At 28.9% G+C, this 15,081-nt stretch carries 13 protein-coding genes, 2 tRNA genes and 2 rRNA genes; 2 read left to right on the top strand and 15 right to left on the bottom strand.

Annotated features, from left to right (window positions below; translation table 11 throughout):
* Positions 1-15: 15 nt before the first annotated feature.
* The 3 genes from ilvA to BN1711_RS01035 form a co-directional block, all read right to left on the bottom strand.
* Entirely contained in the window at positions 16-1,233 is a 1,218-nt protein-coding gene (ilvA, locus tag BN1711_RS01045) for a threonine ammonia-lyase (protein ID WP_050606357.1), read from the bottom strand.
* A gap of 160 nt (positions 1,234-1,393) precedes the next feature.
* Positions 1,394-2,086: a 2-C-methyl-D-erythritol 4-phosphate cytidylyltransferase gene (gene ispD, locus BN1711_RS01040; RefSeq protein ID WP_050606356.1), complete on the bottom strand. Its 693-nt coding sequence runs from the start codon at positions 2,084-2,086 to the stop codon at positions 1,394-1,396.
* 3 nt (positions 2,087-2,089) lie between these two features.
* Positions 2,090-3,181 (bottom strand): PIN/TRAM domain-containing protein, encoded by a 1,092-nt coding sequence (locus BN1711_RS01035; protein ID WP_050606355.1) that lies wholly within the window; start codon positions 3,179-3,181, stop codon positions 2,090-2,092.
* Between the two features lie 290 nt (positions 3,182-3,471).
* Between BN1711_RS01035 and BN1711_RS01030 the strand changes: the two genes are divergently transcribed.
* The gene (locus BN1711_RS01030) at positions 3,472-3,873 is read left to right on the top strand and encodes a nucleoside triphosphate pyrophosphohydrolase family protein (RefSeq protein WP_050606354.1); all 402 of its coding nucleotides are present in this window, start codon (positions 3,472-3,474) and stop codon (positions 3,871-3,873) included.
* Between the two features lie 22 nt (positions 3,874-3,895).
* On the opposite strand, the gene disA is transcribed toward BN1711_RS01030, so the two are convergent.
* The 7 genes from disA to BN1711_RS00995 all read right to left on the bottom strand — a co-directional run bounded on the left by disA (position 3,896) and on the right by BN1711_RS00995 (position 11,378).
* A complete protein-coding gene (gene disA / locus BN1711_RS01025) occupies positions 3,896-4,969 on the bottom strand; it encodes a DNA integrity scanning diadenylate cyclase DisA (protein WP_050606353.1) in 1,074 nt (357 codons plus the stop codon).
* Positions 4,970-4,989: 20 nt separating this feature from the next.
* The gene (gene radA, locus BN1711_RS01020) at positions 4,990-6,348 is read right to left on the bottom strand and encodes a DNA repair protein RadA (RefSeq protein WP_050606352.1); all 1,359 of its coding nucleotides are present in this window, start codon (positions 6,346-6,348) and stop codon (positions 4,990-4,992) included.
* Between the two features lie 130 nt (positions 6,349-6,478).
* On the bottom strand, positions 6,479-8,914 hold the full coding sequence (locus BN1711_RS01015) for an ATP-dependent Clp protease ATP-binding subunit (RefSeq protein ID WP_050606351.1): 2,436 nt from the start codon (positions 8,912-8,914) through the stop codon (positions 6,479-6,481).
* 22 nt (positions 8,915-8,936) lie between these two features.
* Positions 8,937-9,941 carry a protein arginine kinase gene (locus tag BN1711_RS01010; protein ID WP_050606350.1) on the bottom strand — a complete coding sequence of 335 codons (1,005 nt, stop codon included), beginning with the start codon at positions 9,939-9,941 and terminating at the stop codon, positions 8,937-8,939.
* A 15-nt stretch (positions 9,942-9,956) separates the two neighbouring features.
* The gene (locus BN1711_RS01005) at positions 9,957-10,475 is read right to left on the bottom strand and encodes a UvrB/UvrC motif-containing protein (protein ID WP_050606349.1); all 519 of its coding nucleotides are present in this window, start codon (positions 10,473-10,475) and stop codon (positions 9,957-9,959) included.
* A 21-nt stretch (positions 10,476-10,496) separates the two neighbouring features.
* A complete protein-coding gene (locus tag BN1711_RS01000) occupies positions 10,497-10,961 on the bottom strand; it encodes a CtsR family transcriptional regulator (protein ID WP_129582105.1) in 465 nt (154 codons plus the stop codon).
* Positions 10,962-11,144: 183 nt separating this feature from the next.
* Entirely contained in the window at positions 11,145-11,378 is a 234-nt protein-coding gene (locus BN1711_RS00995) for a hypothetical protein (RefSeq protein ID WP_050606347.1), read from the bottom strand.
* Positions 11,379-11,610: 232 nt separating this feature from the next.
* Here BN1711_RS00995 and rbr point away from each other — a divergent pair, with 232 nt between their 5' ends.
* On the top strand, positions 11,611-12,231 hold the full coding sequence (gene rbr / locus BN1711_RS00990) for a rubrerythrin (protein ID WP_050606346.1): 621 nt from the start codon (positions 11,611-11,613) through the stop codon (positions 12,229-12,231).
* Between the two features lie 59 nt (positions 12,232-12,290).
* Here rbr and fusA read toward each other — a convergent pair whose 3' ends face one another.
* The 5 genes from fusA to BN1711_RS00965 all read right to left on the bottom strand — a co-directional run.
* Positions 12,291-14,369: an elongation factor G gene (gene fusA, locus BN1711_RS00985; RefSeq protein WP_050606345.1), complete on the bottom strand. Its 2,079-nt coding sequence runs from the start codon at positions 14,367-14,369 to the stop codon at positions 12,291-12,293.
* 195 nt (positions 14,370-14,564) lie between these two features.
* Positions 14,565-14,639 (bottom strand) — tRNA-Asn (locus tag BN1711_RS00980).
* A 27-nt stretch (positions 14,640-14,666) separates the two neighbouring features.
* Positions 14,667-14,741, bottom strand: a tRNA-Asn gene (locus BN1711_RS00975).
* 7 nt (positions 14,742-14,748) lie between these two features.
* Positions 14,749-14,865: ribosomal RNA gene (gene rrf / locus BN1711_RS00970) — 5S ribosomal RNA — on the bottom strand.
* Positions 14,866-14,956: 91 nt separating this feature from the next.
* Positions 14,957-15,081: ribosomal RNA gene (locus BN1711_RS00965) — 23S ribosomal RNA — on the bottom strand; the annotation flags it as partial.

Raw genomic sequence — 15,081 nt, 5'->3', positions numbered from 1 at the left:
ATAACTTACTGCAAATTATAAACAATTGTTAGTTTGTATATTATAACCTTTTTTCTTTAATTCTTTCAATAACATATCTCCTTGTTCTTCTGTTTGAACCTCTACCTCAAATATAACATTAGCAAAATCTAACCCCTTTTCACTCCAGTTACTCTCTTGCCTTGCTTTAACTATATTTGCACCTATAGAAACAATATTTGATATAACGTCTTCAAACTCTCCAACCTTATCTTTTAATTCTACAGTAAACCTTAGTCTTCTCCTAAGAAGTATAAGTTCTCTATCTATTATTTTAGAAATCATAGCAATATCTATGTTTCCACCACTTATTAAAGAAACTATCTTCTTTCCTGGTATTTTTATCTTATCTGCTAATAATGCAGCTACAGTTGAAGCTCCCGCGCCCTCTGATATTAGTTTACTCTTTTCCATAAGTTTGAATATACCATAGGCTATTTCATCCTCTGAAACTGTAACTACTTCATCTACATATTTTTTTATATAATCAAAAGTAATATCTCCTGGAGTTTTAACTGAAATTCCATCAGCTAATGATTTTGCTCCTGGAAGTGTAACAATTTTATCTTCTTTTAAGGATGCTTTAGTAGAGGCTATAATTGAAGGCTGAACCCCTATTATTTTTATATCTGGTTTTATAGCCTTAGCCGCTGTAGCTATTCCTGCTATAAGTCCACCTCCACCTATAGGAACTATAATAGCATCCGCATCAGGTAATTCTTCTAATATTTCTAGAGCTATGGTACCTTGACCAGCCATTACATCTATATCATTAAATGGATGAACAAAGGTAGCTCCACTTTCTTTTTGTATTTCTAAAGCTTTACTATAACATTCATCATATACTTCACCAAACTGAACAACCTCCGCACCATATCCTTTGGTTGCTTGAACTTTTGCTTGAGGAGCAGTTTTTGGCATTACGATTGTAGATTTGATTCCAAAAGCTGTAGCTGCATAAGCTACTCCTTGAGCATGGTTTCCTGCTGAAGATGCTATTACTCCATTTTGTTTTTCTTCTTGAGATAATGAAACTATTTTATTATAAGCTCCTCTTAATTTAAAAGCACCGGTTTTTTGCTTGTTTTCACACTTTAAATATATTTCATATCCTGTTTCTCTTGAAAAAGTGCTTGAATAAAATAAGGGAGTTTTTCTAACCACAGAACCTATATTTTTTTGAGCCTGTTTTATTTTTTGTAAATTTAATTCCATACTAAAATCTCCAATCTACAATAAATTATAATTTTATAATAAACTATATAAAGTTTTTATTCAATGTATACTATATAAATTTATATTTAATATTCCTTATATATCCATATGTGTTAACTAAAAAACAAACCCGCTCTTATGATTAGAGCGAGTTTATTTTTTAAGCCAAATTATCTAATATTTTCTCTCCTATTATTAAATCTTCTGGCGTTGTAATTTTTATATTATCATAACTTCCTTGATATAAATAAACTGAATTATTGTACCTTTCAACTACCATAGTATCATCCGTAACTTTTATATTATCCCTTCTTAGTTTCTCATGGCAGTCTAATATAATATCATATCTAAAACATTGTGGTGTTTGAACTATAAATAAATCTTCTCTATTTAAAGTTTGTGATGAAAAATTTTTAGAATTCTTAACTTTAATAGTATCTTTAGGCGACACGCCACAAGTACATGCTCCATACATTTCAGCATATTTTATGCCATTATTTATAATATCCTCACTTATAAAAGGCCTTGCGGCATCATGTATTAAAACTATATTACAATCCTTAGGAAGTTTTCTAAGACCACTATAAACGGAATCTTGTCTTTCTTTTCCTCCTGCAATAACATGAGTAACCTTATTTATATCATACTTTTCAATAATATTATTAACGCAATAATCTATTTTATCTTCTAAAGTTACTAATATTATTTCATCAATTAATTCGCTCTTTGAAAAAGTATGTAGGGTATAGTATAAAACAGGTTTTTCACGTAAATTTAAAAACTGCTTACAGATACTTGTTTTCATTCTTTTACCTTTTCCTGCTGCAACTATAATAGCACAATTTTTGCCCATATATTAGCCCTCTTTTCTTTTTGCAAATATCATTCTTCCTGCTGCAGTTTGTAATACTGACGTTACTATTACATCTGCAAACTCACCTATATGCCTTTTACCACCTTCTACTACAATCATAGTTCCATCATCAAAATAAGCTATTCCTTGATTAGCCTCTTTTCCATCCTTAACTATTTGTATATTCATTTCTTCCCCTGGCAAAACTACTGGTTTTACTGCATTAGCTAATTCATTTATGTTCAATACGGGAACTCCTTGAAATTCTGCTACCTTATTTAAATTATAGTCATTAGTTATAACTTTTCCATTTAGAACTTGAGCCAGTTTAAGCAATTTACTATCTACTTCCGCTATCTCTGGAAAATCTTTTTCAGAAATTTCTACATCTACTTTTAACTCTTTTTGTATTTTATTTAATATATCTAATCCTCTTCTTCCTCTATTCCTCTTTAAATTATCTGAGGAATCTGCAATATGTCTAAGTTCTGCTAATACAAAATTAGGAATAACTAATGTTCCTTCTATAAATCCTGTTTGACATATATCAAATATTCTCCCATCTATTATTACAGAAGTATCTAAAACTTTAGGTGTTGCTCTAGAACCCTTTGATTTCTTCTCCTTAGGATTAGAAGTCTTCTTAATATTAGAAAATAGAAGCATAATTTCTTCTTTCCTCTTAATAAGGATTTTAGCACCTAAACTTGCCATAAGTACAGCCACTACTACTGCTAAAATTATTCCTATAACAGGAATACGAGCTAATAAGTTTACAAATAAAGCCGAAATAATGAGTCCTAAAATTGCTCCTATCGTTCCAAATAGAACCTCATTGGCAGGTAATTTCTGAATACTTCTTACCACATAATCCATAACTTTTATTAATATGGAATTTATCCAAGGAGACATAATAAATAAAATTATTCCAAACACCAAAGAACATAAAATTAAAAATAAAACACTCTTGACGCTACTACCATTAAAATAATTTAATCTTCTAAAGTAGCTAGTGGCTATTACTGTTTTTCCTATTAGGTATCCTAACACTATACCCACTATTGTAAAAAGATACTTTAATATTTTATTTAGCATATCTTCACCTCCTCTTTTAATTCTTAACAAATATTCATGTTTTCAATCCTATTTATATCTAATATATATTAATAATTATTAATTTTCAATATCATCAAAAATAATTAATAATTATTTATTAAAAAACAACTAATATTTAACAGATATATCCCCCTATAAAAAAGTTGATTTTTAATTTATCATATAAATATAATATTCACTTTAACTTTACCTTTGTTGACAAAATAAACCGATGAAAATTATAATAATCTATAATGATATTATTAAATCTTTATAAGGAGTTGAACCTGATGAAGGATATAATCTTTGATGATTTTCAAAACACTGTTAATGAATCCCTTTTAAGACATAAAAGTGTATTAGATATTATTACAAAACTTAGTGAATCAAATGCAAGAATAAATAGAGCAGTAGCTAAATCTGTAACTAATTGTGGTTGCATAGAAATACAAGGTGAAAAACAAGATTTTCCCATAAATAGTAACATAACTATAAATGATTTAGAAAATTGTTTAAAAACTCATCTTGAAGGAAAGCTTTGTGATAATTGTAGAGACGTAATTGAAAGAGAAATTGGAAATAATTTATTTTATCTTACTTCTTTATGTAATTTATTAGATTTGAATTTATATGATATTTTATTAAAAGAATATGATAAAATGAACACATTAGGTAAATATAGTATGAGATAAAATTATAGCACAAAGTAATTAATTACTTTGTGCTATAATTATTATCTAACATAATTTGTTCTCTTAATCTTCTTAACCCATTTTTTATGGCCTTTGCTCTAGCTTCACCTATTCCTTCTACGTTATCAAGCTGTTCATAGGAAGCTTCCATAACACACTTTAATTCTTTAAAATTAGCCACTAAATTTTCTATAACATTACTAGGAATTCTAGGAATTCTATTTAACATTCTATATCCCCTTGGAGATATAAGTGTATCTACTAAAGGTACTCCATTGTAACCTATAATTTTTGATATGCCATCTAGATTTAAAATTTCCTCTGAAGACATATTAGTAATTTGTTTATGTATCTCAGTATAATCTAAATCACTTTTACAATAGTCTCTTATAAGCAACATACTATCTTCTTCTACACTCTTAACTAACTCATTTAATTGCATATCAATAAGTCTACCTTCGTTCCCTAATTCACATATGTACATCTCTATCTCTGATACTATTCTCATAACCATTTCTGATCTTTGAATTGCTGTAACTACATCAAATAATGTAGCTATATCTTTAAATTCTAATATATTTAGATTGTTTATTACCCTATCTAAAACTGCTACATATTTTTCTAAAGTTTGTAATGCTTGATTAGCTCTAGCAAGTATTATACTGCTATCTCTTAATACATATTTTATCCCCTCTTTATAAACTGTAATAATGTTTCTTCTTTGAGATATTGCTATAACTATGGCTCCTGTTTGTTTCGCTACCCTATCTGCAGTTCTATGCCTAGTTCCAGTCTCAAAAGTTGGTATAGAAGATACAGGTATTAATTGAGCATTAGCATATAATATTTTCTTCAAATCATTACTTAGAACAAGAGCTCCATCCATCTTAGCTAACTCATATACATAAGAAGGGGTATAATCTGCATTTATTTTAAAACCACCATCTACAATTTTTAATATTTGTTCGTCATCACCTAAAACTAGCAATCCACCAGTCTTAGCTCTTAATATATTTTCAAGGCCTTCCCTAAGTGCTGTTCCAGGTGCCATTATTTTAAGTATACTCATAAGTTCTTTATCTTTTTCAAATCTCACTTTGTTCTCACCCTACATTACTAAAATACTTTATTGATTGTTTCTTTTAAGGAGTTTACTCCTATTATATTAATATCATTATTCTTAATTGATATTTTTTCTTTATTTCGAGCAGGTATAATTATATTCTTAAATCCCATTTTTATACCTTCATTTACTATTCTATCGCAGAAACTTACGGGACGTACCTCTCCTGTAAGCCCTATCTCACCTATTACTAATAAATTAGGTAAAGTAATTTCTTTAGATTTTATACTAGATATCAACGCTAAAGATAGTCCTAAATCAGCAAAAGTTCCGTCTATACTTAACCCACCTACTACATTAATATAAACGTCACAATTATAAAATGGCATTTTCAGCTTTTTCTCTAAAACTGCCAAAATAAGATTTAGTCTAGCATTATCTACACCTACTGAAGTTCTTCTCGGCATAAAAGCCTTAGTCTCACTAGCTAAAGCTTGAACTTCAACTAATATAGGTCTAGTTCCTTCCATAATACCTATTACTGTTGAACCTTCTTTTTGGAGTCCTATATCTTCCAAAAAAAATCTTGAAGGATTATTTATTTCTAAAAGACCTCTTTCATTCATTTCAAAGACACCGATTTCACTAGTAGTTCCAAAACGATTTTTCATAGTCCTAAGTATCCTAAACTCTTCAGTTCGCTCTCCTTCAAAAGATAAAACTGTATCTACCATATGCTCTAACACCCTAGGACCTGCAAGTTCTCCTTGCTTTGTAACATGAGCTACTATAAATAGAGGAATATTTTCTCCCTTACTCATAGTCATAATATCGTTGGAGCATTCTCTTACTTGAGAAACACTTCCGGGTGCCGATGAAATACCATCTTTAAAAAGTGTCTGTATTGAATCTATTATTACAAATTCTGGTTTTACCTCATCTATATGTTGCTTTATTGAATCTATGTTTGTTTCCGACAATATATATATATTAGGAGATATTGCTTTTAGTCGATCTCCACGCATTTTTATTTGCTCCTCTGATTCCTCGCCAGATACATATAATACCTTACCATATTTTTCTGCAACATTCTGGGCTGTTTGAAGTAGTATAGTAGATTTTCCTATACCAGGAGCTCCTGATATAAGTGTTACGGAACCTTTTACAATTCCTCCTCCTAAAACCCTATTTAATTCCATTATTCCTGTATCCAATCTATCATATTCATTCCATTTTATATTTAGTATACTTTTAGGAATACTTTTAGGTTTTATATTATCCTTATTCTTAATATTTTGTTTTTGCTCTTCTATCATACTATTCCATGTACCACAACTAGGACACTTACCTACCCATTTGATAGATTCATATCCACATTGTTGACACACATAGACAGTTTTAACTTTTGCCATAAAACCAGCTCCAAAATTTAATATTAAGTCTTTAATTTCTATTATAACATTAAATTATAAAATAATTTAATAAAATGAAAAAATTCCCCAAAATAATATTGAATATTATTTTGGGGAGTTTTTTATAAAATTATATTCTATCAAATATTAAATCATCATCTTTTACAGTAACCTTTACAATATCTCCTTTTTCTACATTACCCTTCAATATTTCTTCTGATAATTTATCTTCTACTATTTTTGTGATAGCTCTTCTTAATGGTCTTGCGCCATAAACAGAATCGTACCCTTTATCAGCTAATTTCTTTTCTGCCTCCTCTGTGAAACTTACACTTATACCTTGATCTTCCAACCTTTTTGACACAGATTCTAACATAAGTTTTACTATCTCTTCTATATCTTTTTCAGATAACTTATGAAATACAATTATATCATCTATTCTATTTAAAAATTCTGGTCTGAAAGACCTTTTTAATTCATCCATTATATTATCCTTCATTTTTTCATACTGATTTTCTCTTTCTTTATCCGAAGGTATATCAAATCCTAATGATCTTTGTTTTTTTATAGTAGATGCTCCTACATTAGATGTCATTATTATAACAGTATTTTTAAAATCTACAGTTTTTCCTTTTCCATCTGTTAATCTTCCATCTTCAAGAATTTGTAGTAATATATTAAATACATCAGGATGTGCTTTTTCTATCTCATCAAATAATACTACTGAATAGGGATGTCTTCTCACCATTTCAGTTAATTGTCCGCCTTCTTCATATCCTACATATCCTGGAGGGGAACCTATCAACCTAGATACCGTATGTTTTTCCATATACTCCGACATATCTATTCTTACCATATTATTCTCATCATCAAACATAGCTTCTGCTAAAGCCTTAGTTAATTCTGTCTTTCCTACTCCTGTAGGTCCTAGAAATATAAATGAACCTATTGGTCTTTTAGGATCTTTAAGCCCAACTCTAGCTCTTCTTATAGATTTTGCTACGGATTTTACAGCTTCTTCCTGGCCTATTACTCTTTTATGCAATATATTTTCTAATTTTAAAAGTCTTTCAGATTCTTTCTCTGTAAGTTTATTTACAGGTATATTAGTCCACTTAGAGACTACTGCAGCTATTTGCGGTTCTGAAACTATTAAATTAGATGTTTCCTTTTCAGCCATCCAATTATTTTTATATTCATTTAATTTATCTTTTAGTTCTCTTTCTCTATCTCTTAAAGTAGCAGCTTTTTCAAAGTTTTGAACTCTTATAGAATCTTCTTTTTCTTTTGTTATTTTTTCTAATTCATCCTCTACATTCTTTAAATCTGGTGGTGTTGTCAGACTTTCAATTCTAACTTTAGCACCAGCTTCATCTATTAAATCTATAGCTTTATCTGGTAGAAACCTATCTGTAATATACCTATCAGATAAATTAACTGCTGCTTCTATAGCATCATCTGTAATCTTTACCCTATGATGAGCCTCATATTTATCCCTTAATCCTTTAAGAATTTCTATAGTTTCTTCTTTAGTAGATTCTCCTACAGTTATTGGTTGGAATCTTCTCTCTAATGCAGAATCCTTTTCTATATACTTTCTATATTCATCCAAAGTAGTTGCTCCTATACATTGTATTTCTCCTCTTGATAGTGCAGGCTTTAATATATTAGCTGCATCTATAGCACCTTCTGCTGCACCTGCTCCTACTATAGTATGAATTTCATCTATAAATAATATAACATCCTTAGCGTCTTTTATTTCTCCCATTATTCTTTTTAATCTTTCTTCAAATTCTCCTCTATACTTAGCTCCTGCTATCATGGAAGATAAATCCAATGTTATAACTCTCTTATCTTTTAATATTTCGGGAATATTTCCATCTACTATTTTTTGGGCTAAACCTTCTGCTATAGCTGTTTTACCTACTCCTGGTTCTCCAATTAAACAAGGATTATTCTTAGTTCTTCTGCATAGTATTTCTAAAACTCTTTGAGTCTCTTTTTCCCTTCCTATAACAGGATCCATTTTACCCTCTTTAGCCATAACAGTTAAATCCTTACCATACTGATCTAATGTAGGTGTATTGCTTTTTTTCTCTTTAGAATTAGAGTTATTGTTATTCACTGTCTCACCAGATAAGGATTTAATTAAATCCTTTCTAAGTCTTTCTAAATCAGTACTTAAATTATTAAGTATAGTAAAAGCTACTCCCTCTCCTTCTTTTATTAAAGCTAATAATATATGCTCAGGGGTTATATAATTGTGGTTTAAATTTCTAGCTTCTATAAGACTTATTTCTAATAATCTTTTTGTTCTAGGTGTAAGGGGAATTTCAGTTTTATAAAAATCAATATCTCCCATACCTTCATATTCTTGTATTAATTCTCTTACTTTTTCATCTGTTATATTAAAATTATTTAATAAATTTTTAGCTATACCTTCTTCTTTTAATATGCCTAGTAATATATGTTCTGTTCCTACGTATCCATGCTTAAATTTTTGAGATTCTTCTTGAGCATTCATTAATACCTTTCTAGCTCTATCTGTAAACCTTCCAAACATCATGTTAATCACCCTCCTATCTACTTTATCTAGTTAAAATTTCTTTCACTAACTTAGCTCTATAATATTTAATTTCCTTTTCCGATAAATCCTTTTTATATTTAATTTTTAAATTAGCTGGTTGAGTTTTTAAAAATAATTCATTTATTAAATTTTCATCCATATCTTCTATTATTGACATCTCTATACCTAATCTTACATTGGAAAGATAATTTAAGCATTCAGAATTTCCTAGTAATATTGCAGATTTTAACATTCCTAACGATCTGTATATTTTATCTTTTATTTCATATTCATAATTTTTCAAAAGTCTATCTCTGGAATTAATCTCCTCATTTATTACTTGTTTTATTATAGCTTTTAAGTTATTTATTATTTCCATTTCATCTAACCCTAAGGTTACCTGATTTGATATTTGATATATGTTACCTAAAGATTTAGAGCCTTCTCCATAAATTCCTCTTACTGTCATACCAACTTGACTTATAGCATTAAATAATCCTGTTATTTCATTATTAATTGTAAGAGCTGGAAGATGGATCATAACAGAAGCTCTCAATCCTGTTCCTATGTTAGTTGGACATGCTGTTAAATATCCTAACTTTTTATCAAAGGCATATTTTATACTATTCTCTATAACATCATCAATTTCATTTGCTCTTTTTAAAGATTCTTCTAGATTCAAACCTGGGGTTATACATTGAATTCTTATATGATCTTCCTCATTTATCATAATACTATTATTTTCAACGCTATCTAATATAACAGATGATTTTTCTTTATTGTTTATAAGATTAAAACTTATAACATGTTTTTCTAGTAATGCATTACTATCTTCTATATCTAAATTCCATAAATTTATACTTTTATATTTATCTTTATATTTTTCACAATAAAAAGCACCTTCAACCTTATTTACTATGTTTCTCCCATCCTCAATAGTAATTTTATTAGGGAAAGGTACTTTGTCTATATTTCTAGCTAATCTTATCCTACTACTTAAAACAATATTATCATTTAAATTTTCCATAAGATAACTCACCTCCTAATAATTTTTGTTCTCAAGCCCTTTTATTTTATCTCTTAATTTAGCCGCTTCTTCATATCTTTCTGTGTTAACACATTCTTGCAACTGATTTTTAAGCTTTAAAATTTGCCTTTCAAGTATTATACTTTGTCCTGCTTTTTTAGGAATTTTACCTATATGTTCTATATTCCCTTGAATCCTTTTTATTATAGGTTCTAATGTATTTTGAAAATTTCTATAACACTCGCTACATCCTAGTAACCCTTTTTCTTTAAACTCTCTATAATTAGTTCCGCAACTTGGACACCTAAAATCATTGGTAATTTGCTCTTCCTCTTGGTTATACATATAATCTAATATTCCGCTTAATATATTTTGAACAGAAAAAGGAGGGATAAACTCTAAACTAGTAGGTAAACTTAAACTTTCACTTTCTTTAGCACAATTTTCACATAAATTCATTTGTTCTTCTTTCCCATTAATAATTTTAATTATATGAACTGTTGCAGGATTATTTTTACACCTATCACATAACATAATATCACCTCTAAATCATTCTTATAATATGATCATTAACATACTTTTTAACATATTTGCTCTAAATTCATTTTTATTTTCCACAATATCACTAAGAACTCTGTCATTTACAGAAACTTTAATTAAACTACCTTCTCTTTCAGTTATAAATTCCGATTCTATTAATCCATCTATTATATTAACCACTCCGTCATAAGTTATACTGTTTCCTATTTTTGTATTCAGTACGTTCTTTAATGCATGACTATCATTAAATTCTACTCTTCTAATAATAATACACCCTCCCCCTCCTCTTTTACTTTCAATATAGTAGCCCTTATCTTTTGTAAATCTCGTAGTTAATACATAATTTATCTGTGAAGGAGCACAACTAAAATAGCTTGCTAATTCATTTCTCTTTATTTGTAATTCCGTTTCTTCATTTTCCAAAAACATTTCTTTTATAAAATTTTCTATAATATCAGATAATCTTGGCATTTGTAACATCCTTCCTTACTAATTCTGACTTTGCCTTTCCTTGACCTTTATAACATAATAATTAAAAACTTGTATATTTTCAATGATTGTAATTATTAATCAATTTAAAATAACTAACTATAAATCCTTATAGATATAATATTCTTTATATATCTTACCTTTTTATAAAAAATAATAAATCATATTATAATTTTATACTTTTTTAGCTTTAATATAATATTCACTTAAACCCATTTTTTTTTGTACATACAAATTTAAACTATTCCTTTTCAATATATCACATATTATTTCAAAATCTTCATTGTTTTTTAAATCCATATTTATAGTTATTTCATCTCTTTTATCTAATATATTTATATAATCATTTATATTACTATAATCACTTAATTCTATTTTTCCCTTTATGTCTAAACTATAATTTGACATATAAACTCCCCTTTTAAAAATAATTTCATATAAAATATTATTACTCATATAAATGATTTTATGACATCTTTAATAAATAATTTATAAATTTATAAATTATTTATTAATATTAATTATTAACTAATTGTAATTATTAATTTTTGTGATATAATATTCTTATAATATAGTCATAATATGATATAACTATGTTTATACTATGCTTATATTATATTTATTGGGGAGGTATTATACAATGAAGAATATATTAAAAGGTACAAAAACTGCTGAAAATTTAATGAAGGCTTTTGCTGGTGAATCCCAAGCAAGAAACAGATATACATTTTTTGCTTCTATAGCTAAAAAGGAGGGCTTTGTTCAAATATCAAATATTTTCATAGAAACTGCTGATAATGAAAAAGAGCATGCAAAAAGATTTTTCAAATTATTATGTGGAACTGATTCTTTAGTTAAAGATAAATATGGATCCGAATTAAACGGAACAAACTTAGAAATAACTGGAGCATTTCCTATAAATCTACAAGATACAAAAACTAATCTAGAATCTGCTGCATCAGGTGAACATGAAGAAAACTCTGATTTATATCCACATTTTGCAGATGTAGCTGATGAAGAAGGTTTCCATGAAATTGCACAGGTATTTAGATCTGTTTGTAGATCAGAAGAAGCCCATGAAAAGAGATTTAGAAAATTAATATCTAATATAGAAAATAATACAGTATTTAAAAAAGAGGAAAAAGTTATTTGGAAGTGTGGAAATTGTGGATATATATTAGAAGCTTTTGAAGCTCCTGAAAAATGTCCAGCTTGTTTTCATCCTAAAAGTTATTTTGAATTATATACTGAAAATTATTAATATAGAAACACCTAGATATCTAGGTGTTTTTATATTAATAGAAAGAACTGCTCGAAATTTTAATATTGTCTATTTTTTCTTTTCTCTACTATTATTTTAGCTTCTTCTTCAGGTACTTCCTCATATCTTTTAAAATGCATATTAAAATTACCTCTGGCTTGGGTTATTGATCTTAAATCTGTAGCATATTTACATAATTCTGATTGTGGAACTTCTGCAATAATCTTTTCCATATTATTATTCTGCTCCATTCCTAAAATTCTCCCTCTTTTCTTATTTATATCTGTTATAACATCCCCCATATATTCATTAGGTACTAATACCTCTAAGCGCATAATAGGTTCTAACAATACAGGACTTGCTTTAACCATTCCCTTTTTATAAGCTACAGATGCAGCAACTTTAAACGCCATTTCTGATGAATCTACAGGATGATAAGATCCATCATGTAGCGTAGCTCTTAACCCTATAACTGGATACCCTGCTAACACACCATGTTTTATGCATTCTCTAAGTCCCTTTTCTACTGCAGGTATATACTGTTTTGGAACAACCCCTCCCACTATCTTATCTACAAAATCTAAATCATCTATAGTATTACCATGTTCAAACTTTATCACTACGTCTCCATACTGCCCATGTCCACCAGATTGTTTTTTATATTTTCCACGAACATCATAAACCTTTTTAATAGTTTCTCTATAAGGTATTTTAGGATTTTCTAAAACTATTTCAGCCCCAAAATCATTTTTAATTTTACTGGCTATAACATCTAAATGTGTTTGCCCTATTCCTGATATTATAGTTTCTGCATTTTCAATATCTCTTGAAACAGTAAAAGTAGGATCTTGTTCCATTAGCTTATTTAACGCTAATGATATTTTTTCCTCATCAGTTTTGGTTTTAGGTAAAGCTGCCATAGATATAGCCGGCTTTGGAAAATTAATTTTATTATAGAGTATATTGGCTGATAAATCACATAATGTGTCCCCAGTATTAGAATACTGTAATTTAGCTACGGCACCTATATCACCAGCTATAATTTCCTTAGTCAAAATTTGTTGCTTACCCCTCAAAAAATAAATCGAGGTTATTCTTTCTTCTTTATTTTTATTAGCATTAAGTACAACAGTATCTGATTTTAAATTTCCACTCATGACCTTGAATATAGATAATCTTCCTATAAAAGGATCTACTACAGTTTTAAATATAAATGCTGAAAAGGGCGCATTGTCATTAACATCTACTTTAAATCTCTCTTCAGAATTTAAATTTTCACCTTCTATTAGCCTAATCTTATCTGGTGAAGGAAAAATTTCTATTATATCTTCCAATAAAGTTTCTATTCCTATTCCTTTTATAGCTGAACCACACATAACAGGACATATATCTCCATCTACAACCCCATTTACTAAACCTAAACAAATTTCCTCATCACTCAAATATCCATTAGAAAAATATTTTTCTAAAAGTTTATCATCAGTCTCAGCTACAGACTCCATAATCATTTCCTTATATTTATTTACGCTTTCTAATAAATCATCCGGTATTTCAGTAATCTCCATTTTCTTTGTTTTATTATTAAATATTCTGGCTCTTCTAGAAATAACATTTATTACTCCTCTAAACGAATCTCCCCTACCTATTGGATATTGTATTGGAACTACGGACATACCAAATTTAGATTGAATATCTTTAAGTAAATTATCAAAACTACTATTTTCCCTATCTAATTTATTTATATAAATAGCCCTAGGTATACATTTTTCATTAATATAGTTCCAAGCTTTCTCTGTCCCCACTTGAATTCCAGATGTTCCAGATGCCACTATTATAGCAATATCTGTAGCTCTTAATCCCTCTATACATTCTCCAACAAAATCAAAATAACCAGGCATATCTAATAAATTGATTTTGGTATTTCCCCAATAACATGGTAGTATAGACGTAAATATAGATATTTTTCTTTTTCTCTCATCTAAATCATAATCAGAAACAGTATTTCCATCCCCAATTTTTCCAAATCTATCAGTACAATTAGTGTAATATAGAATTGCCTCCGCTAAAGTAGTTTTACCTGATCCACTATGGCCAATTATTCCTATGTTTCTTAAGTTAACGGTCCTATAGTCCTTCATAAGTAATTCCCCCTTATTCTATATCATAACTTCAGAATATATATTCTATTTTTGGTAAAATACCTTTTAAATTTTTAAAATATTCTAAATAATTAGAATAATATCTGTTGTAAAATTAAAAGGTTACTAAATAATATATTATCATTTAGTAACCTTTATTACCTTATTTTTATAAAATTTCATCAAAAAATAAAATGGCTCCGCGAAAAGGATTCGAACCTTCAACCTATCGGTTAACAGCCGAGTGCTCCACCGTTGAGCTATCGCGGAATAAAAACACATTTTTATTTAATAAAATGGCTCCGCAGAAAGGATTCGAACCTTCAACCTATCGGTTAACAGCCGAGTGCTCCACCATTGAGCTACTGCGGAACATTTTATCTGGCAACGACCTACTCTCCCACAGAGCCTCCCCTGCAGTACCATCAGCGCTTTGAAGCTTAACCTTCGTGTTCGGCATGGGAACGGGTGTTACCTTCAAGCCATAATCACCAGATACAATTAAAATTATACTTGTTTTTTAAAATTTGTCAAGGATAATTTTAAACTTTTTTGAGATTATTCTCTCAAAATTGCACAGTATATTTTTGGTCAAGCCCTCGACCTATTAGTATTAGTCAGCTAAACATGTTACCACGCTTACACCTCTAACCTATCTACCTAGTGTTCTTCTAGGGGTCTTACTGACTTATGTCATGGGAAATCTAATCTT

It is taken from the genome of Clostridium niameyense (genome assembly GCF_001243045.1).
Classification (GTDB): Bacteria; Bacillota; Clostridia; order Clostridiales; family Clostridiaceae; genus Clostridium_F; species Clostridium_F niameyense.
Note: the sequence above shows the minus strand (reverse complement) of the source record. Positions and strands in the feature narration are given on the sequence as shown.

Bases quoted from the DNA above. Each gene is read 5' to 3' on its own strand.
- ilvA (WP_050606357.1), bottom strand. From the start codon at position 1,233: ATGGAATTAAATTTACAAAAAATAAAACAGGCTCAAAAAAATATAGGT.
- ispD (WP_050606356.1), bottom strand. From the start codon at position 2,086: ATGGGCAAAAATTGTGCTATTATAGTTGCAGCAGGAAAAGGTAAAAGA.
- BN1711_RS01035 (WP_050606355.1), bottom strand. From the start codon at position 3,181: ATGCTAAATAAAATATTAAAGTATCTTTTTACAATAGTGGGTATAGTG.
- BN1711_RS01030 (WP_050606354.1), top strand. From the start codon at position 3,472: ATGAAGGATATAATCTTTGATGATTTTCAAAACACTGTTAATGAATCC.
- radA (WP_050606352.1), bottom strand. From the start codon at position 6,348: ATGGCAAAAGTTAAAACTGTCTATGTGTGTCAACAATGTGGATATGAA.
- BN1711_RS01015 (WP_050606351.1), bottom strand. From the start codon at position 8,914: ATGATGTTTGGAAGGTTTACAGATAGAGCTAGAAAGGTATTAATGAAT.
- BN1711_RS01010 (WP_050606350.1), bottom strand. From the start codon at position 9,941: ATGGAAAATTTAAATGATAATATTGTTTTAAGTAGTAGGATAAGATTA.
- BN1711_RS01005 (WP_050606349.1), bottom strand. From the start codon at position 10,475: ATGTTATGTGATAGGTGTAAAAATAATCCTGCAACAGTTCATATAATT.
- BN1711_RS01000 (WP_129582105.1), bottom strand. From the start codon at position 10,961: ATGTTACAAATGCCAAGATTATCTGATATTATAGAAAATTTTATAAAA.
- BN1711_RS00995 (WP_050606347.1), bottom strand. From the start codon at position 11,378: ATGTCAAATTATAGTTTAGACATAAAGGGAAAAATAGAATTAAGTGAT.
- rbr (WP_050606346.1), top strand. From the start codon at position 11,611: ATGAAGAATATATTAAAAGGTACAAAAACTGCTGAAAATTTAATGAAG.
- fusA (WP_050606345.1), bottom strand. From the start codon at position 14,369: ATGAAGGACTATAGGACCGTTAACTTAAGAAACATAGGAATAATTGGC.